Annotated in this window: 16 protein-coding genes; 10 read left to right on the top strand and 6 right to left on the bottom strand. The window is 65.6% G+C overall.

From position 1 onward, the window contains the following. Nucleotides 1–100: 100 nt before the first annotated feature. The 3 genes from GGR61_RS06110 to GGR61_RS06100 all read right to left on the bottom strand — a co-directional run bounded on the left by GGR61_RS06110 (nucleotide 101) and on the right by GGR61_RS06100 (nucleotide 3,607). A complete protein-coding gene (locus tag GGR61_RS06110) occupies nucleotides 101–1,828 on the bottom strand; it encodes a cation acetate symporter (RefSeq protein ID WP_184620799.1) in 1,728 nt (575 codons plus the stop codon). Beyond that, nucleotides 1,825–2,142 carry a DUF485 domain-containing protein gene (locus GGR61_RS06105; protein ID WP_184406523.1) on the bottom strand — a complete coding sequence of 106 codons (318 nt, stop codon included), beginning with the start codon at nucleotides 2,140–2,142 and terminating at the stop codon, nucleotides 1,825–1,827. Before GGR61_RS06105 ends, GGR61_RS06110 begins: the two co-directional genes overlap by 4 nt. A 76-nt stretch (nucleotides 2,143–2,218) precedes the next feature. Continuing rightward, nucleotides 2,219–3,607: a DcaP family trimeric outer membrane transporter gene (locus GGR61_RS06100; RefSeq protein WP_184406524.1), complete on the bottom strand. Its 1,389-nt coding sequence runs from the start codon at nucleotides 3,605–3,607 to the stop codon at nucleotides 2,219–2,221. A 295-nt stretch (nucleotides 3,608–3,902) separates the two neighbouring features. Here GGR61_RS06100 and acs point away from each other — a divergent pair, with 295 nt between their 5' ends. Continuing rightward, complete coding sequence (gene acs / locus GGR61_RS06095) at nucleotides 3,903–5,846, top strand: acetate--CoA ligase (protein ID WP_184406525.1); 1,944 nt, start codon at nucleotides 3,903–3,905, stop codon at nucleotides 5,844–5,846. A 258-nt stretch (nucleotides 5,847–6,104) separates the two neighbouring features. Beyond that, complete coding sequence (locus GGR61_RS06090) at nucleotides 6,105–6,773, top strand: response regulator transcription factor (protein WP_016901792.1); 669 nt, start codon at nucleotides 6,105–6,107, stop codon at nucleotides 6,771–6,773. Between the two features lie 295 nt (nucleotides 6,774–7,068). Here the strand turns inward: GGR61_RS06090 and GGR61_RS06085 are convergent, their stop codons facing one another. Then, nucleotides 7,069–7,404 carry a hypothetical protein gene (locus GGR61_RS06085; protein WP_260287019.1) on the bottom strand — a complete coding sequence of 112 codons (336 nt, stop codon included), beginning with the start codon at nucleotides 7,402–7,404 and terminating at the stop codon, nucleotides 7,069–7,071. A gap of 529 nt (nucleotides 7,405–7,933) precedes the next feature. Here GGR61_RS06085 and GGR61_RS06080 point away from each other — a divergent pair. The 7 genes from GGR61_RS06080 (at nucleotide 7,934) to GGR61_RS06050 (ending at nucleotide 14,594) form a co-directional block, all read left to right on the top strand. Continuing rightward, on the top strand, nucleotides 7,934–8,497 hold the full coding sequence (locus GGR61_RS06080; RefSeq protein WP_184620953.1) for a TlpA disulfide reductase family protein: 564 nt from the start codon (nucleotides 7,934–7,936) through the stop codon (nucleotides 8,495–8,497). 3 nt (nucleotides 8,498–8,500) lie between these two features. Then, nucleotides 8,501–8,704 (top strand): hypothetical protein, encoded by a 204-nt coding sequence (locus GGR61_RS06075; protein ID WP_184406527.1) that lies wholly within the window; start codon nucleotides 8,501–8,503, stop codon nucleotides 8,702–8,704. 519 nt (nucleotides 8,705–9,223) lie between these two features. Next, on the top strand, nucleotides 9,224–10,231 hold the full coding sequence (locus GGR61_RS06070) for an aldo/keto reductase (protein WP_326520230.1): 1,008 nt from the start codon (nucleotides 9,224–9,226) through the stop codon (nucleotides 10,229–10,231). Further along, nucleotides 10,228–11,100 carry an amidohydrolase family protein gene (locus tag GGR61_RS06065; protein ID WP_184406529.1) on the top strand — a complete coding sequence of 291 codons (873 nt, stop codon included), beginning with the start codon at nucleotides 10,228–10,230 and terminating at the stop codon, nucleotides 11,098–11,100. Before GGR61_RS06070 ends, GGR61_RS06065 begins: the two co-directional genes overlap by 4 nt. After that, on the top strand, nucleotides 11,097–11,867 hold the full coding sequence (locus GGR61_RS06060; protein ID WP_184406530.1) for an SDR family oxidoreductase: 771 nt from the start codon (nucleotides 11,097–11,099) through the stop codon (nucleotides 11,865–11,867). Before GGR61_RS06065 ends, GGR61_RS06060 begins: the two co-directional genes overlap by 4 nt. 160 nt (nucleotides 11,868–12,027) lie before the next feature. Continuing rightward, nucleotides 12,028–12,885 carry a fumarylacetoacetate hydrolase family protein gene (locus GGR61_RS06055; protein ID WP_184406531.1) on the top strand — a complete coding sequence of 286 codons (858 nt, stop codon included), beginning with the start codon at nucleotides 12,028–12,030 and terminating at the stop codon, nucleotides 12,883–12,885. Nucleotides 12,886–13,271: 386 nt separating this feature from the next. Further along, entirely contained in the window at nucleotides 13,272–14,594 is a 1,323-nt protein-coding gene (locus GGR61_RS06050) for an L-fuconate dehydratase (RefSeq protein ID WP_184620797.1), read from the top strand. Nucleotides 14,595–14,745: 151 nt separating this feature from the next. On the opposite strand, the gene GGR61_RS06045 is transcribed toward GGR61_RS06050, so the two are convergent. Both GGR61_RS06045 and fucP read right to left on the bottom strand, forming a co-directional pair. Further along, on the bottom strand, nucleotides 14,746–15,105 hold the full coding sequence (locus GGR61_RS06045; RefSeq protein ID WP_184620796.1) for an L-fucose mutarotase: 360 nt from the start codon (nucleotides 15,103–15,105) through the stop codon (nucleotides 14,746–14,748). A gap of 2 nt (nucleotides 15,106–15,107) precedes the next feature. Further along, nucleotides 15,108–16,406, bottom strand: a complete 1,299-nt coding sequence (gene fucP, locus GGR61_RS06040; RefSeq protein ID WP_184620795.1) for an L-fucose:H+ symporter permease — start codon at nucleotides 16,404–16,406, stop codon at nucleotides 15,108–15,110. Between the two features lie 181 nt (nucleotides 16,407–16,587). On the opposite strand from fucP, the gene GGR61_RS06035 reads away from it, so the two are divergent. Next, complete coding sequence (locus GGR61_RS06035) at nucleotides 16,588–17,337, top strand: helix-turn-helix domain-containing protein (protein WP_184620794.1); 750 nt, start codon at nucleotides 16,588–16,590, stop codon at nucleotides 17,335–17,337. The last annotated feature ends 97 nt before the right edge of the window (nucleotides 17,338–17,434 follow it).

Raw genomic sequence — 17,434 nt, 5'->3', positions numbered from 1 at the left:
CCTGGACCACCTGGTCAGCACGCTCCGGCGCGGTGCCCACAACGCAACACGCCGGCACATGGCCGGCGTGTTGCGATCGCATCCGCGATGGATCGCTACCTCAGTGACCCGATGCACCGCTGGCACCCAGGCCGGTTTCGGCACGGATCTGCTGGGCCTTGAACGCGGCGCGTTCATTGGCCGCCTGCGGGCTGCGATCCAGGACCGAGAACAGCCAGATGCCGACAAAGCCAATCGTCATCGAGAACAGTGCCGGCGAGGTGTACGGGAACGGCGCCGAACCGGCCGCGTTACCCAGCGTGTCCACCCACACCGACGGCGACAGCACCGTGAGCACCAGCGAGGAGATCAGGCCCAGGAAGCCGCCGACCACCGCGCCACGCGTGGTGCAGTTCTTCCACAGCAAGGACAGGATCAGCACCGGGAAGTTGGCCGAGGCGGCGATGGCGAACGCCAGCGACACCATGAAGGCCACGTTCTGCTTCTCGAACACGATGCCCAGCAGCACCGCGATCACGCCCAGCACCAGGGTGGTGGCACGCGAGACTTTCAGCTCGGAACCCGGCGCCGGATTGCCCTTCTTGATCACCGTGGCGTACAGGTCGTGCGACACCGCCGAGGCACCGGACAGGGTCAAACCTGCGACCACCGCCAGGATGGTGGCGAAGGCCACCGCCGAGATGAAGCCCATGAACACGTTGCCGCCCACTGCATTGCCGACCAGCACCGCCGCCATGTTGGCCGCGCCCTTGCCGCCGTGGATGGTGCCGGTGGCGACATCGGCGAACTGCGGGTTGGTCAGCACCAGTGCGATCGCGCCGAAGCCGATGATGAAGATCAGGATGTAGAAGTAGCCGATCCAGGTGGTGGCCCACAGCACCGACTTGCGTGCCTGCTTGGCATCGGGAACGGTGAAGAAGCGCATCAGGATGTGCGGCAGGCCGGCGGTACCGAACATCAGCGCCATACCGAAGGAGATCGCCGAGATCGGGTCCTTCACGAAACCGCCCGGCCCCATGATCGCAAGGCCCGCCTTGGCGGCGTCTTCAGGCGATGCCCCGCCATTGGCGGCGATTGCCGTCTTCACCCGCACGCCCTCGGCAAACAGCGCTTCGAAGCTGAAGTTGAAGTGCCACATGATCGCCACGGCCATGAAGGTCACGCCGGTCAACAGCAACACCGCCTTGATGATCTGCACCCACGTTGTGGCGGTCATGCCGCCGAACAGCACGTAGACCATCATCAGCACGCCGACCAGGGTCACTGCCACCCAGTAGTCCAGGCCGAACAGCAACTTGATCAGCGCACCGGCACCGACCATCTGTGCGATCAGATAGAACAGCACCACCACCAGCGTGCCCGATGCGGCAAAACTGCGGATCGCCGTCGGCGCGAAGCGGTAGCCGGCCACGTCGGCGAAGGTGTACTTGCCGAGGTTGCGCAGCCGTTCGGCCATCAGGAAGGTCAGGATCGGCCAGCCGACCAGAAAGCCGATCGCATAGATCAGGCCGTCGTAGCCGTTGGCCATCACCGCTGCGGTAATGCCCAGGAACGAGGCCGCCGACATGAAGTCGCCGGCGATCGCCAGGCCGTTCTGGAAGCCGGTGATGCCGCCGCCGGCGGTGTAGAAGTCAGAGGCCGATTTGGTCTTGGCCGCCGCCCATTTGGTGATCCACAAGGTGCCCAGCACGAAGAAGCCGAACATGCCGATCGCCACCCAGTTGGTGGGCTGCTTGTCGACCTGGCCCATGTCGCCACCGGCGGCCAGTGCGAGGCCTGCCGGCAGCAGGCCGGCCACAATCAGGAGAAGGCGCGAAGTCTTGCTCATTTGCGGGCTTCCTCCAGGATCTGCGCGGTCAGCTGGTCGTAGGTGTTGTTGGCGCGACGCACGTAGATGGCGGTGATGATGATGGTGAACACCATCACCCCGATCGCGATCGGAATGCCGACCGAGGTCACGCCATCGCCGATCGGCTTGGCCAGGAACGCCTTGTCGAAAGCGATCAGGCCGATGTAGCCGTAATAGGCCAGCAGCATCAGGGCGGTGAGTGTCCAGCCCAGCACGTTGCGCTGGCGCTTGAGTGCGTGGTACTTCGGATTGGCATCGATCTTGGCGATCAGTGCGTCATTCGAGACGGTCATTGTCTGTCTCCTGGTAGAGCGAAAGTGGCGATGCCTGTCCCGCCGCAGCGGGATGCATCGCCGGCGGCAACATTAGTTAGAAGGTGTACTTGGTGGTGAACTGCAGGCGCGAGATGTCGCCGCTGTCGCCGTTTTCGATCTCGCGACGTCCGAACATCAACTCCGCACCCACATCGACCTTGGGCAACGGCGAGTAGAAGATGTTGGCGCGCACGCTCTGCTGCGAGGTCGTCGCAAGCTGGCCGGAGTTGACCGCATCACGGTCGTAGTCGACGCGCGAGTACATGATCGTGCTGCGCAATTTGGAGGTGTAGTCGTGCCGCCATGCCAACCAGCCTGCCACGGTGCTGATGGTCTGGATCTTGCCGTCCACATCGATCTCCACGTCCGGGCCGTTGCCCAGGCCCAGATAGCGACCAAGGCCTTCGCCGTAGCTGAGCTGATAACGCAGATCGTTTTTCGAGTTGATGATCCAGCGACCGCCGCCGGCAATGGCGCCGCCGAAATCGGTGTCGTTGGTCAAGGCGCTGCGCGTGCGGTACTGGCGTGCAATGGCCGACAGACCGAATGTGCCCCAATCGCCCTTCCAGTTGTAGCGGGCGGTCAGGTCCGGCATCGCGCCATGATCCGAGGCCAGGATGGTGTTGCCACCCTGGTACGGCGTGGTCAGCGTCTCGGGATTTTCGGCCGACACGCTGAAGGCACCACGGGTGTAGCGGATCTGGGTCTGGCGACTGAACAGCGCGCCGTCGGTCGGCCCGACGATGTCGGCCGCCTCGGGCAGGATCGAGGCATCGATGAAGTTGGACCAGGTCTGGCCGGCCAGCCAGTTGTTCCAGCTCACGTAGGCGTGGCGCAAGGTGCTGCCGTACAGGTTGTTGACCTGGTTGGCCAGCGCATTGCCGAAGAAATCCATTTCGATGAAGCCGGTGAGCTTGTCGCCGTTTTCGGTGACGGTATCCACGCCCAGGCCGAAGCGCGAGAACTTGGCGTGGAAGTCGGTGTCGGTGCTCGAAGGCGAGCCACCGACCGGGGTCTGCACCGGGATGTACAGATAACGTCCCACCGCACCCTCGGCCAATTGGCCGTCCCCGGTGCGGGTGGTCAGGAAGTCGGCCTTGATGAAACCGCTGTAGCGGAACGTGGTGCCAGGCACCGCGTTGGGCGTGATGCTGGTCAGCTGGATCGGCTTTTTGCCGGCCGGCAGCGCAGGCGCAGCGGCGACCGGTGCCTGCACCTGTGCAGCGCGCACCTCGGTGACCTGGGTCTGGGTCTGGGCAATCTGGCCCTGCTGTTGCTGTTGCGCGGAGACCAGCAGCTGGACCTGACGCTCCAACTCGGCAATACGCGCTTCCAGCGCCTTTTCCTTGGGCGTTTGCGCAAACGCCACGCCCGGCAGAATGCTGGCGACAAACAAGGCAGCCGCCAACGGATGGCGCACCAACGATGCAGTACGGTGTTTCATGGACCCCTCTCCCCGATGAACGCTTCGCGCTAGATGGCGATGCTGTGCGGAGCGTGAGGCAGTCCACGCGTGTGAGCCTATTGTCCTTTGGTCGAAGCTGCAGCGCAGCATTGGACAATCGCCACCGATCGCCGCATCAGGCCTGCAATGATTTTGCGGCACGGCCGCCTGGCGGTTACGACCATCGTCTAAGTCGTCGTTGGCCGCCGGGACAGAATGGATGCGGCACACTGACTGTCTACCGAGGGCGGCCGTCGCGCCCTCTTCCGACAAGTTCATCGCAAGTGAGGGTGCCATGGCTGATCTTTATCCCGTCGATCCCGCGTTCGCCGCCGATGCGCGCGTCACGCGCGAGCAGTACGCAGCGCTGTACCGCGAATCGATCGAACACCCCGAGCAGTTCTGGGGCAAGGCCGCGCAGCGGCTGGACTGGTTCAAGCAACCCACCCAGGTCAAGGACGTCAGCTACGCGCTGGACGACTTCCGTATCCGCTGGTTCGGCGATGGCGAGCTCAACGCCAGCGTCAATTGCCTGGACCGCCAGCTGGCCACGCGCGGCGACAAGACCGCGCTGCTGTTCGAACCCGACAGCCCCGACGCCGCGTCCTACCCGGTCACCTACCGCGCGTTGTACGAGCGCGTGTGCAAGCTCGGCAATGCGCTGCGCAATCTCGGCGTCAAGAAAGGCGACCGGGTCACCATCTATCTGCCGATGATCGTCGATGCGGCCGTGGCCATGCTTGCCTGCGCGCGCATCGGTGCGGTGCACTCGGTGGTGTTCGGCGGCTTCGCCGCCAACTCGATCGCCGACCGCGTGATCGACTGCCAGAGCAAGCTGATCATCACCGCCGACGAAGGCCTGCGCGGTGGCAAGAAGATTCCGCTCAAGGCCAACGTGGATGCGGCGCTGAAAATTCCCGGCACCACCACCGTGGAAACGGTGCTGGTGGTGCGGCATACCGGCGGCGCGGTGGAGATGCAGGCGCCGCGCGATCGCTGGTTCCATGATGTGGTCGACGGTCAGCCGGCCGAATGCGAACCCGAGCGCATGAACGCGGAAGATCCGTTGTTCATCCTCTACACCTCCGGTTCCACCGGCAAGCCCAAGGGCGTGCTGCATACCACCGCCGGCTACCTGCTGTTTGCCAGCTACACGCACGAAGTGGTGTTCGACCTGCGCGAGGACGACATCTACTGGTGCACCGCCGACGTGGGTTGGGTCACCGGCCACAGCTACATCGTCTACGGTCCGCTCGCCAACGGCGCCACAGCAGTGATGTTCGAAGGCGTGCCGAACTACCCGACCGTGTCGCGCTTCTGGGAAGTGATCGACAAGCACCAGGTCAGCATCTTCTACACCGCGCCCACCGCGATCCGCGCACTGATGCGCGACGGCTCAGCGCCGGTCAAGCAGACCTCGCGCAAGAGCCTGCGCCTGCTCGGCAGCGTCGGCGAGCCGATCAATCCGGAGGCCTGGCGCTGGTACTACGAAGTGGTCGGCGACAGCCGCTGCCCGATCGTGGACACCTGGTGGCAGACCGAAACCGGCGGCATCCTGATCTCGCCGCTGGCCGGCGCGGTCGATCTCAAGCCCGGCTCGGCAACGCTGCCGTTCTTCGGCGTGCAACCGGCGCTGGTCGATGCCGAAGGCAAGATCCTGGAAGGCGCCACCGAAGGCAACCTGGTGCTGCTGGACTCCTGGCCGGGCCAGATGCGCTCGGTCTATGGCGACCATCAGCGGTTCATCGACACCTATTTCCGCACCTACCCGGGCAGCTACTTCACCGGTGACGGCTGCCGCCGCGATGCCGATGGCTATTACTGGATCACCGGCCGCGTGGACGACGTGATCAACGTCTCCGGCCACCGCATCGGCACCGCCGAAGTGGAAAGCGCGCTGGTCTCGCACCCGAAGGTCGCCGAAGCGGCGGTGGTCGGCTTCCCGCACGATGTCAAGGGCCAGGGCATCTATGCCTACGTGACCTTGATCGCCGGCGAGACGCCGAGCGAGGAACTGCACAAGGAACTGGTGAGCTGGGTGCGCAAGGAGATCGGCCCGATCGCCTCCCCGGATCACCTGCAGTGGGCACCGGGCCTGCCGAAGACCCGCTCGGGCAAGATCATGCGCCGCATCCTGCGCAAGATCGCCGAAAACGCCCCCGACCAGCTCGGCGACACCTCGACCCTGGCCGATCCGTCGGTGGTGGATTCGTTGGTGAGCGAACGGTTGACGCGCTGACGCGCGTCGGGAATGGGGAATCGGGAGTGGGGAATCGTTAGGGCGGTTCCCTGAGCAGCGGAGAGTGAATCGTCGGGATTGGGGTTTCGTAAAAGCGATCCCCCGGCCCATTCCTCACCACTCCGGACCTTTGATTTTTCAAACCCGTCACACCGATTTCGCCGTTGCCTCGCTGTCGTCATTTTGCTGTTGCTTGCCGTGCCCGTCGCTGTTGCCTTTGCGATTCCCGATTCCCCACTCCCGATTCCCGGCCCCTCAATGACCACCCTGCTGATCGCCGACGACCATCCCCTGTTCCGTGAGGCCTTGCGCGGGGCAGTGCAGCGCGTGATGCCGGGGGTGCAGTTGTTCGAGGCCGACACGGTGGACGCCTTGTACACCCTGGCCGATGCGCAACCGGATGCCGATCTGTTGTTGATGGATCTCAACATGCCCGGCGCGCAGGGTTTCAGTGCGTTGGTGCACATGCGTTCGTTGCATCCGCAGTTGCCGGTGGTGGTGGTGTCGGCACGCGAAGAACCCACGGTGATGCGGCGTGCGATCGACCATGGCGCGTTCGGGTTCATTCCCAAGTCCGCCGATTCGGACACCATCGGCCGCGCGCTGGCCACGGTGCTCGATGGCGAGCGCTGGATTCCGGCCGAAGCGCAGAACCTGCCGCCGACCGACAGCGAAGAACGCGAAGTGGGCCAGCGCCTGCGCGATCTCACCCCGCAACAATTCCGCGTGCTGCAGATGCTCGGCGCGGGGCGACTCAACAAGCAGATCGCCTACGATCTGGGCGTGTCCGAGGCCACCATCAAGGCGCACGTCACCGCGATCCTGCGCAAGCTTGGCGTCACCAACCGCACCCAGGCGGTGCTGATGGCCGGCAAGCTCGCCATCGATGCCGACGGCATCGTGCTGCCACCGCCCGAAGAAGACTGAGCGCGACAGGCAGCACGGCTGCCTAAATCGCATCGCAGCCGGGGCACGCTGCGTCTGCATCGCATCGGCCGTGTCGTCAGGGAGCTGGTCCGCATTGATCCGGCAACTGTGTGCAACCGGTTGTCATTCGCTTCGCGTCAGCGTTGCATACGAACACGATGCGATCGGCATCGCCCGCACGCGATGGGCAACCGCTCGCCTGGCCGCTGCTTGCCGCGTTTCATCGGCCGCCCTGCGTCGGCACGGGCGATCGCCGCAGCCAAGCGCCACACATGGGCGAGTCCACGCACGGCAATCAGCGCAGTGGCTGGCCGGAGCAGACCTTGGACGCGCTTTGCGGGGGCGGCACCTGCCAGATCGCGTTCCCGGTGTCGTCCTCGCCTTCGTAGATCGCATAGCGCCCATCGTCCTGACGGTGCATGGTCGGGCTGAAGGTAATGAAATCCATGCGCTCGTCGTCGGGGCCAACGAAATGCATCTCGCCCCCGCACACGAAATTGGAACCCGGCTGCGGACCGAGTGCCGCGCAGGTGATTTGCGAGGTTTCCGCACGCACCACGCGACTCACGTGCGGCCTGACCAGTCCGCGGTCGGCGGCGTCGCAGAAGTAAGCGGCAATGACGGTGCGCATCTCACGCTGCGATGGCATCCACGACGGACAGCTATAGGCATCGGCAGTGCAGCTCGGGACAGCGCCATTACGCTCGGCACGGTCAGGCGCAGCAGCAGAGGCAGTTTGCAACACTGTCAGCATCAGGCATGCGGCCGCAGCCAGCAGGGAGAGATGAGAAGGCATCGGGATGCGTGAATTCCCGCGGGCGACGCACCTTACCGCAGTCAGACACTGCCCTGACTGACCGAACATCCGGCAGGGACGTGCATGCCACGCAGGACGTTGCACGGCACCGCACATGAGCACGCTGCACGTCTACACACACAACGCACTGCTGACCGGTCGGCAACCCTGCGCAAACCCGGCATATCGGCCGCTCCATCGCTGGCAAGCCCAAGCGCGGGGGTGTGATCGCATCCACAACCACACACCGCCCAGCATCGCAGTTGTCGATATCACCATTGACCATCCGCTGATGCCTGGGCAAGGCTCGGGTTCCAACGCGGCTTCTGGAGCTGGCATGGCGCGACGTGTTCCCTGGCTCTGGATCGGCTTGCTGGTGGCGTGCGCACTGATTGCGGTGCTGGCATGGCAGAACAAACAGCTGCGTACCCAGCAGCAATGGTTGCAGACCCGCGTCAGCGCGCCGTACGACGGCATGTATGTGCCACGCATCGAGGTGACCGATACCCAAGGCCAACGCCGCACGCTCGGTGTCCCGCAAGGGCCGGCGCAGGTGCTGTTCTTTTTCACCACGACCTGCCCGTATTGCCAGCGCTCTGCACCCACGGTGGTGCACGCAGCGCGGCAATTGCAGGCCAACGCGGCTGGTCGCCCGCAGTTGCTGGGCGTATGCCAATGCGATGCGACACAGGCCGCACGCTATGCGCATGTGCACGGCTTCGATTTCCCGGTGGTCACGTTGACCGATCGTCGCGCGTTGATGCTGTTCCGCGCGCGCAACGTGCCGCTGCTGCTGGCCATCGATGGGCAGGGGCGCGTGCGCCATTCCCATCTTGGCGTTTTCGATACCACGGAGCGGGTGCAGGACCTGGTCGCCGCATTGCGCCGCACGGATGCGCCAGCGGCTTTTGCAACGGTGAAGGAGTGATCCATGAAGAAGCGTTTGGGGACCTTGCGCAGTGCGTTGATGGCGGCGACCTTTCTGGCCAGTACCGGTTTCGGTGCGTTCCAGGTGATGGCAGTCGATAACGCACAACCGAAGACCGAATCGTGCAGTGCGTGGGCCTGCAAGGCCGAATGCCCGGAGTTTGGAGGCGACCTGGGACAGGGCAACGTCTGCTATTGCTGCGGATGAGTGACCGGCGGGGCTGTCAGGGCCCCGCTTTCTGCTGGTACCGCGGCAGGCGGCAAACCGTGCGCACGGCCGCGCGCAATCCCCCGGGTGTGCACTGCCGGGGCGCCGGACAGGCGCAGCAGGGCGACAGGCGCAGGAATCGCCGAATCGGTGTGTGCTGAACGCCGAACGGCTGCATGCGCGGCCGGGTCGCGTTTCCATCGCAGCCGTCCCGGCGATCAACCGACCATCGCCGCATACGGAGTGTGGCGTGCACGCACGCCGAACGACCGTGGTGGCCAAGCACGTGCACGCGTTGGCTGACAGATGGATCCACCCCTTCGACGCAAACCGCGTAGCGCGCCGCTGAACCAATGCCTTTCGTAATGCTGCACTGCAGCGTGATCTGTTCACTTATGATTGCCATATTCATATGCGAACAGCCATCCGCTGGCTGGTGGACGTCGCGATGCCCAGCTATTGCCTTCCAGATCCCGCCCAGGCCTGCGCCGCTGCGATCCAGTCTGCAGAGCGTGGCGCGTGAGCGTGACGCGGCGACGTGTGGGCAGCACCCGCGTGCAGCTCTCGGCGCTGGGCTTTGGCGCCGCCCCGATCGGCAACCTGTATACCGAGGTCGATGAGGGCCAGGCGCTGGCAGCGGTGACCGGCGCGTTCGAGGCCGGTCTCCGTCATTTCGATACCGCGCCCTACTACGGCTACGGACTGAGCGAGGCGCGGGTGGGCCGTGGCCTGGCCGGCGTGCCGCGTGCGGACTACACGCTGTCGACCAAGGTCGGCCGCTGCCTCTATGACGACGCGCAGGCCGCCGCAGGGCGCGAGGGCTTTGCAGTGGCAGGCCGCCGCGCCGCCTTCGACTACAGCGCAGACGGCGTGCGGCGTGCGTTCGCTTCCAGCCTGGAGCGTCTGGGTACCGACTACATCGACGTGCTGCTGCTGCATGACATCGGTGCGCTCACCCACGGCGACAACCACGCCAACGTGCTGCGCCAGGCCTTGGAGGAGGCCTTGCCGGCAATGGCGGAGCTGAAGGCAGTCGGTGCCTGCGGGGCGATCGGGCTGGGCGTCAACGAGCAGGACGTGGCGCTGGAGGTGCTGCCACGGTTTCCGCTCGACTGCGTGATGCTGGCCGGCCGCTACACGCTGCTGGAACAGCACGGCGCGCGCGCATTGCTCGACCAGGCGCAGCAGCGCAACGTGGCGATCCTGTCGGCCGGCCCGTACAGCTCGGGCCTGCTCAGCGACGCGCGCGGCCCCGGTGCGACCTACAACTACGCCCCGGTCGATACCGCCACCCTGCAGCACGCGCAGCGCTTGTATGCGGCCTGTGCGGCATTCGATGTGGATATCGGCGCGGCGGCACTGCAGTTCCCGCTGGCGCATCCGGCAGTGGTCACCGTCGTGGCCGGCATGCGCAGCGTGGCCGAAGTGCAGTCGGCCACCGAACGCCTGCATGCGGCGATTCCACCGGCGCTATGGCAACGCTTGCGCGATGACGGCCTGCTCGCTGCGGAGCTGCCCACGCCATGAGCCGGGTCGACGCGCACCTGCATTTCTGGCAACTGGCCCGTGGCGATTACCACTGGCTCACACCCGCGCTGGCGCCGTTGTACCGCGACTTCGCCCCCGCCGACATCGGCGATGCACTGGACGCTGCCGGCGTCGAGAGCGTGGTGGTGGTGCAGGCCGCCGCGACCGAGGCCGAAACCCGCTATCTGTTCGATCTGGCGCGCACCGATGCGCGGATTGCCGGCGTGGTCGGCTGGGTCGATTTCGCCGCGCCCGATGCCGCCGCGCGCATCGACGCGCTGGTGCGTGACGGCGGCGGTGTGCTCAAGGGCCTGCGCCCGATGGTGCAGGACATCGCCGACGTGCAATGGCTGGCCAGCGCCGCGCTGGATGCCGCATTCGACGCCCTGCTTGCGCACGATCTGGCCTTCGACGCCTTGATCCGCAGCGCGCATATGCCGGCACTGCAAACGCGCCTGAAGCGCCATCCGGGCTTGCGCGTGGTCATCGATCACGGCGGCAAACCACAGATCGCCGCCGGCGAATTCGTCGCGTGGGCGGCCGGCATGGCCGCGCTGGCGCAGCATCCCAATGTGCACTGCAAACTCTCCGGCCTGCTCACCGAAGCGGCGCGCGGCGCCGGCGCGCAAGCGCTGGAACCGTATGTCGCGCATCTGATCGCGCGCTTCGGCCCGCAACGGCTGCTGTGGGGCAGCGACTGGCCGGTGCTGACCCAGCGCGCCGACTACGCGCAGTGGCTGGACATCGCAGAGCACCTGGTTACCACCCACGCCGACGGTCACGCTGCGGCGATCTTCGGCGACAACGCACGCAACTTCTATCGTCTGCCAAGGCCGGCGGCCCCCACCTACGGAACCTCTTCGGTATGACTGTCTCGCTCTCCACCACTCCCAACGACCGCCTGCGCGGCAAGCGCTGCCTGATCACCGCGGCCGGCGCCGGCATCGGCCGCGAAAGCGCGCTGGCCTGCGCACGCGCCGGTGCGCAGGTGATCGCCACCGATATCGACGCCGCTGCCTTGCACGCGCTGGCGGCCGACTCGGAGGCCATCACCACCCAGCTGCTCGATGTCACCGACGCTGACGCGATCGCCGCACTGGTCGCCGCGCACGGTCCGTTCGATGTGTTGTTCAACTGCGCCGGCTTCGTGCATCAGGGCAGCATTCTCGATTGCGACGAGCCGGCCTGGCGCCGCTCGTTCTCGATCAACGTCGATGCGATGTACTACACCTGCAAGGCGGTATTGCCAGGCATGCTCGAACGCGGCCGCGGCAGCATCATCAACATGTCGTCGGTGGCGTCCAGCATCAAGGGCGTGCCGAACCGTTTCGTCTACGGCGTGACCAAGGCGGCGGTGATCGGATTGAGCAAAGCCATCGCCGCCGATTACGTGGCCCAGGGCGTGCGCTGCAATGCGATCTGCCCGGGCACCATCAAGACGCCGTCGCTGGGCCAACGCGTCAAGGCGCTGGGTGGCGACGAGCAGGCGGTGTGGAAGAGCTTCACCGACCGCCAGCCGATGGGCCGCCTGGGCGACCCACGCGAGATCGCGCAGCTGGTGGTGTATCTGGCCTCGGACGAAGCGTCGTTCACCACCGGCCAGACCCACATCATCGATGGCGGCTGGTCCAACTGAGGGCGGAAGCGCATCACCGTGCCGCCCACCGCACCGTGGGCGCGACCACGGCCAGATGCGACCTGTCTCGCTCGATCCTGAGCACGCCGCCCACATCCACCCGATGCACGCGCGCTAGGTTGGCTAGCCGCTGCATTCCTCACCTGCAAAGGAAGACCGCATGAAACTCGTACGCGTTGGCGCACCCGGCCAGGAACGTCCCGGCCTGATCGATGGCGAAGGCCGCATCCGCGATTTGAGCGGCGTGATCGACGATGTGGCTGGCGAGCACATCACCAACGCCGGCCTGGACAGACTGCGCGCACTGGATGTGTCCACGCTGCCGCTGATCGACGGCCAGGTGCGCTATGGCGCGGCCGTGGGGCAGATCGGCAAGTTCATCTGCGTGGGTCTGAACTACGCCGACCACGCCGCCGAAACCGGTGCTGCGGTGCCGGACATGCCGATCCTGTTTATGAAGGCCACCACGGCGGTGACCGGTCCCAACGACACCGTGATCATTCCGCGTGGCTCGGTGAAGAGCGACTGGGAAGTGGAACTGGGCGTGGTGATCGGCGATATCGCACGCGATGTGTCGGTGGACGAGGCGTTGAACCATGTGGCCGGCTACGCGGTGATCAACGATCTGTCCGAGCGCGAATTCCAGCTCGAGCACGGCGGCCAGTGGGTCAAGGGCAAGAGCGCCGACACCTTCGGCCCGATCGGCCCGTGGCTGGTCACCCGCGATGAGGTGCCGGATCCGCAGAACCTGTCGATGTGGCTGGAGGTCAATGGCCACCGTTACCAGAACGGCAGCACCCGCACGATGGTGTTCGGCGTGGCCGAACTGGTCAGCCACATCAGCCGCTACATGACGCTGATGCCGGGCGATGTGATCAGCACCGGCACTCCGCCGGGCGTGGGCCTGGGTCAGAAGCCGCCGGTGTATCTGAAGCCGGGCGACGTGATGGAGCTGGAGATCGAAGGGCTGGGTCGTCAGCGCCAGCCGGTGGTCGCGCATCCGCGCGATACGGCTTGAAGCCTCTCTGTCGGCACGTTTCTGCTCAGCAAGAAACGCGATCTCGATAAGGGTAGCGACACGCCCGCCGGGCGCAGCTTGAAACCCCTCTCCCGCGTGCGGGAGGGGCTGGGATGAGGGCAGCGCTCCTGACGCGGTATGTGCAGATTTTCTACGGAGTGTCGGGTGCGTTGAATCTCCAAGCGCTGCACCAAGTCGATGCAGAAGCACGGTCAAGCCTGCAGTGATTCGTTGGTCCGTCTTGCAAGCGCCTGCATCGCGGCAGCGTTTCAACACATCCGGCGCTTCGCGCTCGTCCCGTCTCTCCCTCTCCCGACGCGAGAGGGGCCCTAGCCGCACTTTCATTGCCGTTTTTCCATTTCCCGTTTCCATCGCCCAGGACTCTCATGCGTACCATCATCGCCCTCGACACCCACGACGTCCGCTTCCCCACCTCGCGCGAGCTCGATGGGTCGGACGCGATGAATCCGGATCCGGATTACTCGGCTGCCTACGTCGTGTTGCGCACCGATGCACCGGATGATCTGACCGGCTACGGCCTGGTGTTCACCATCGGCCGCGGCAACGATGTGCAGACCGCTGCGGTGGCCGCACTGGCCGAACACGTGGTCGGCCTGTCGGTCGATGAGGTCATCGGCGACCTGGGCGCGTTCGCGCGCCGGCTCACCAACGACTCGCAACTGCGCTGGCTGGGCCCGGAAAAGGGCGTGATGCACATGGCCATCGGCGCGGTGATCAACGCCGCCTGGGATCTGGCCGCGCGCGCCGCAGAAAAACCGTTGTGGCGCTATATCGCCGAGCTCACGCCCGAGCAATTGGTCGACACCATCGACTTCCGCTACCTCACCGACGCGCTCACCCGCGACGAAGCGCTGGCCATGTTGCGCGCCGCGCAGCCGCAGCGCGCGCAACGCATCGCCACCCTGATCGAACAGGGCTACCCCGCCTACACCACCTCGCCCGGCTGGCTCGGCTATTCCGACGAAAAACTGGTGCGCCTGGCCAAGGAAGCGGTGGCCGATGGCTTCCGCACCATCAAGCTCAAGGTCGGCGCCGACGTGCAGGACGATATCCGCCGTTGCCGCCTGGCGCGTGCAGCGATCGGCCCGGACATCGCGATGGCGGTGGACGCCAATCAGCGCTGGGACGTCGGCCCGGCGATCGACTGGATGCGCCAGCTGGCCGAATTCGACATTGCCTGGATCGAAGAACCCACCAGCCCGGACGATGTGCTTGGTCACGCCGCGATCCGCCAGGGCATCGCCCCGGTGCCGGTCTCCACCGGCGAACACACTCAGAACCGGGTGGTGTTCAAGCAATTGCTGCAGGCCGGCGCGGTGGACCTGATCCAGATCGATGCCGCCCGCGTGGGTGGCGTCAACGAAAACCTCGCCATTTTATTGCTCGCCGCCAAGTTCAACATCCGCGTGTTCCCGCATGCTGGCGGCGTTGGCTTGTGCGAGCTGGTGCAACACCTTGCGATGGCCGACTTCGTCGCCATCACCGGCAAGATGGAAGACCGCGCCATCGAATTTGTCGACCATTTGCATCAGCATTTCGTCGCGCCGGTGCAGATCCGGCATGGCCGCTATCTGGCACCGGACGCGGCAGGTTTTTCTGCGCAGATGCACACCGCCTCGATCACGGAGTTCCGCTATCCGGATGGTCGGTTCTGGGTGGAGGATCTGGCGGCTGCTACGCGGGGGTGAGGGGCGCCCCTCATCCGCCCTGCGGGTCCCTTCTCCCGTGAACGGGAGAAGGGAGACATCGGCCGATCCGCGCGAGTGCTGCATTCCAGATGCGTTTTTCCCTTCTCCCGCCTGCGGGAGAAGGTGCCCGCAGGGCGGATGAGGGAAACACTCACCCCTGCGCCGCGACCGCCTTACTCAACGCAAAAATCCGCCCAGCCTCCCGCCACTTCTCCCCCGGCGCACTGCCTGGCAGCGGCTTCTGAAACCGCCACATCAGCTGCTCCCACGCCTGAATCCGGGGGTCGGCCGCATCGCGCGCCGCCTTGGCCGTCGGATCGTAGTCCTCGCCGACCTCCATCAACATCACCAACCGATCGCCACTGCGAAAGATCTCCAGCTCCAGGATCCCCGCCTGGCGTAACGACGCCACCACTTCCGGCCAGACCTCGGTAGGTTGATGCCAACGCTCGTACTCGGCGATCAGTTGCGGATCGTCGTGCAGATCCAGCACATAGCACAGACGCCGCATGCTCACGCTCCCGCCGCGATGGGCGCCGCGCGCCGCGCATTCAATGCAAAGACCAGGATCACCACAAAGCACGCACCCGGCACCACCATCGCCCAGTGGATGCCGGCCATGTCCGATAGCGCGCCCATCACTGCAGTGAGCAATGCGCCCCCGATGATCGACATCACCAGCAACGAGGAACCCAGCTTGCGGGCATCGTCATGCATGCCGTCCAGACCCAGCGCGAAGATGGTCGGGAACATCACCGACATGAAAATGCTTGCGGCCACCAATGCGTACAGGCCGGTCCACCCCGGCAGTGCAATGGCCACTGCACACAGCACCAGATTGATCGCGGCAAAACTCGCCAGCAATTTGGCCGGCGCCAGATAGCGCAACAGCGCAGTGCCGATAAAGCGGCCGGCCATGAACAGCACCAGCGAGATGGTCAGATACGTGGCCGCGGTTTTTTCCGGCGTGCCCGGCACCGCGTCCTGGAGGTAGCGGATCAGGAAGCTCCAGATGCCGACCTGCGCGCCCACATAGAAGAACTGCGCCACCACCGCGAACACGAACTGGCGATTGCCCAGCAGCTGGCCAAAGCGCGCGCGCTTGGGTGCTGCCGCGCCGCTACCGGTCTCGCCGGCAGGAAACCGCACCAGCGCGATCAGGATCGCCCACAGCACCACGACTGCGCCGATCACCAGGTACGGCATCTGCACCGCTGCCGATTCGGTGGCGAAGAACGCAGTGCGTGCGGCCGGCGTCATCGCCGCCAGCTCGGCCGGGGTGTGCTCCACGCCGGAGAAGATGAAGTGCTGGCCGACCAGCACGCCAGTGATCGAGCCCAACGGGTTGAACGCCTGGGCAAGATTCAACCGCCGCGCAGCGCCCTCCGCCGGGCCGAGCACGGTCACCAGCGGATTGGCCGTGGTTTCCAGAAACGCCAGGCCGCTGGCGATCACGAACAACGCCAGCAGGAACAGCCAATAGGTCTGCACCTGCGCGGCCGGATAGAACAGAAACGCACCGCACGCATACAGCAGCAGGCCCAGCACCACGGCGGCCTTGTAGCTGTAGCGGCGCATGAACATCGCCGCCGGCATCGCGAACACGAAATAGCCCAGATAGAACGCGCTCTGGACCAGCCCTGCCTGCAGGTCGGTCAGCTCGAAGGCCTTCTTGAACTGCTTGATCAGGATGTCGTTGAGGTTGTTGGCCATGCCCCACAAAAAGAACAGGCTGACGATCAACAACAAGGGGACCATGGCGGTACGCGCCAGGTTGCCGCGCGGTGACGCGGCACTGTCACTGTGATGCATGCGACCTCTCCCCTCCCAAGGCTGTGGCGCTTGCGTTGCTGTGCGGCGAGCGTACTGCGCGCGCCTGCGCCATGCAAATATAAAATCTTTGTTTATATTTGCACTCGACCGCCCGCGCCGCCCACCTGCCCGCGATGCCTGTACCCTGGCGCGCCGCACCTTGCCTGGAACCCGCAAACGGATGAGCACCGAACCCGCCAAGTACCGCGCGCCGGCCCTGGACAAGGGCCTGGACATCCTCGAACTGCTCGCCCGCCAGGCGCAGCCGATGAGCATGGGCGCGATCTCGCAGGGCATCGGCCGTTCGCGCGGAGAGATCTTCCGCATGCTGCAGGTGCTGGAGGAGCGCGGCTATCTCACCCGCGACGGCGAAGGCGACTACGTGCTGACCAACCGTCTGTTCATGCTCGGCATGCAGCAGCCGCCCGTGCAGAGCATCAGCGAAGCGGCGTTGCCGGTGATGCGGCGGCTGGCCGATGCCATCTATCAGCCCTGCCACCTGGTGGCGCCGTCGGGCGACCAGATCGTGGTGATCGCGCAGATGGATGTGCCCAGCGATCTGGGCCTGGTGGTGCGCCCGGGCCATCGCCGCCCGTTGACCCATTCCAGCTCCGGCCTGGTGCTGTTCGCCTTCCAGCAGCCGGACGTGCAGGCGCGCTGGCTGGACATGCTCGATGCCAGCGAGGTGTCGTTCGAGCGTGCGCAGTTCCTGGCCGCCGCCGCACGGGCACGCAGCGATGGCTACGCCATGCAGCCCAGCGAAGCGGTGGTGGGGGTGGTCGATCTGACCGCACCGATCCTGCAACGCGGCAGCGCAACCTACACGCTCACCGTGCCGTTCATCGCACGCCGCCCGGAGCTGGTCGGCCCGCAGGCGGCCTTGCGGGCGCTGTGTGCGGCCACGCAAGAGATCTCCAGCGCACTGCACTGAGCAGCGCCTCGGGCGCATGCCAGGCGCGTTGCACGCCGGATCGCCCCTATACTCGACGCGATCGACCACGCGGGATCGCATGTCCAGCATCACGTTC

It is taken from the genome of Xanthomonas sp. 3058, from assembly GCF_014199765.1.
Taxonomy (GTDB): Bacteria; Pseudomonadota; Gammaproteobacteria; order Xanthomonadales; family Xanthomonadaceae; genus Xanthomonas; species Xanthomonas campestris_B.
Note: the sequence above shows the minus strand (reverse complement) of the source record. Positions and strands in the feature narration are given on the sequence as shown.

Bases quoted from the DNA above. Each gene is read 5' to 3' on its own strand.
- GGR61_RS06045 (WP_184620796.1), bottom strand. From the start codon at position 15,105: ATGCGGCGTCTGTGCTATGTGCTGGATCTGCACGACGATCCGCAACTG.
- GGR61_RS06085 (WP_260287019.1), bottom strand. From the start codon at position 7,404: ATGCGCACCGTCATTGCCGCTTACTTCTGCGACGCCGCCGACCGCGGA.
- acs (WP_184406525.1), top strand. From the start codon at position 3,903: ATGGCTGATCTTTATCCCGTCGATCCCGCGTTCGCCGCCGATGCGCGC.
- GGR61_RS06100 (WP_184406524.1), bottom strand. From the start codon at position 3,607: ATGAAACACCGTACTGCATCGTTGGTGCGCCATCCGTTGGCGGCTGCC.
- GGR61_RS06065 (WP_184406529.1), top strand. From the start codon at position 10,228: ATGAGCCGGGTCGACGCGCACCTGCATTTCTGGCAACTGGCCCGTGGC.
- GGR61_RS06105 (WP_184406523.1), bottom strand. From the start codon at position 2,142: ATGACCGTCTCGAATGACGCACTGATCGCCAAGATCGATGCCAATCCG.
- GGR61_RS06075 (WP_184406527.1), top strand. From the start codon at position 8,501: ATGAAGAAGCGTTTGGGGACCTTGCGCAGTGCGTTGATGGCGGCGACC.
- GGR61_RS06035 (WP_184620794.1), top strand. From the start codon at position 16,588: ATGAGCACCGAACCCGCCAAGTACCGCGCGCCGGCCCTGGACAAGGGC.
- GGR61_RS06050 (WP_184620797.1), top strand. From the start codon at position 13,272: ATGCGTACCATCATCGCCCTCGACACCCACGACGTCCGCTTCCCCACC.
- GGR61_RS06110 (WP_184620799.1), bottom strand. From the start codon at position 1,828: ATGAGCAAGACTTCGCGCCTTCTCCTGATTGTGGCCGGCCTGCTGCCG.
- fucP (WP_184620795.1), bottom strand. From the start codon at position 16,406: ATGCATCACAGTGACAGTGCCGCGTCACCGCGCGGCAACCTGGCGCGT.
- GGR61_RS06055 (WP_184406531.1), top strand. From the start codon at position 12,028: ATGAAACTCGTACGCGTTGGCGCACCCGGCCAGGAACGTCCCGGCCTG.
- GGR61_RS06090 (WP_016901792.1), top strand. From the start codon at position 6,105: ATGACCACCCTGCTGATCGCCGACGACCATCCCCTGTTCCGTGAGGCC.
- GGR61_RS06060 (WP_184406530.1), top strand. From the start codon at position 11,097: ATGACTGTCTCGCTCTCCACCACTCCCAACGACCGCCTGCGCGGCAAG.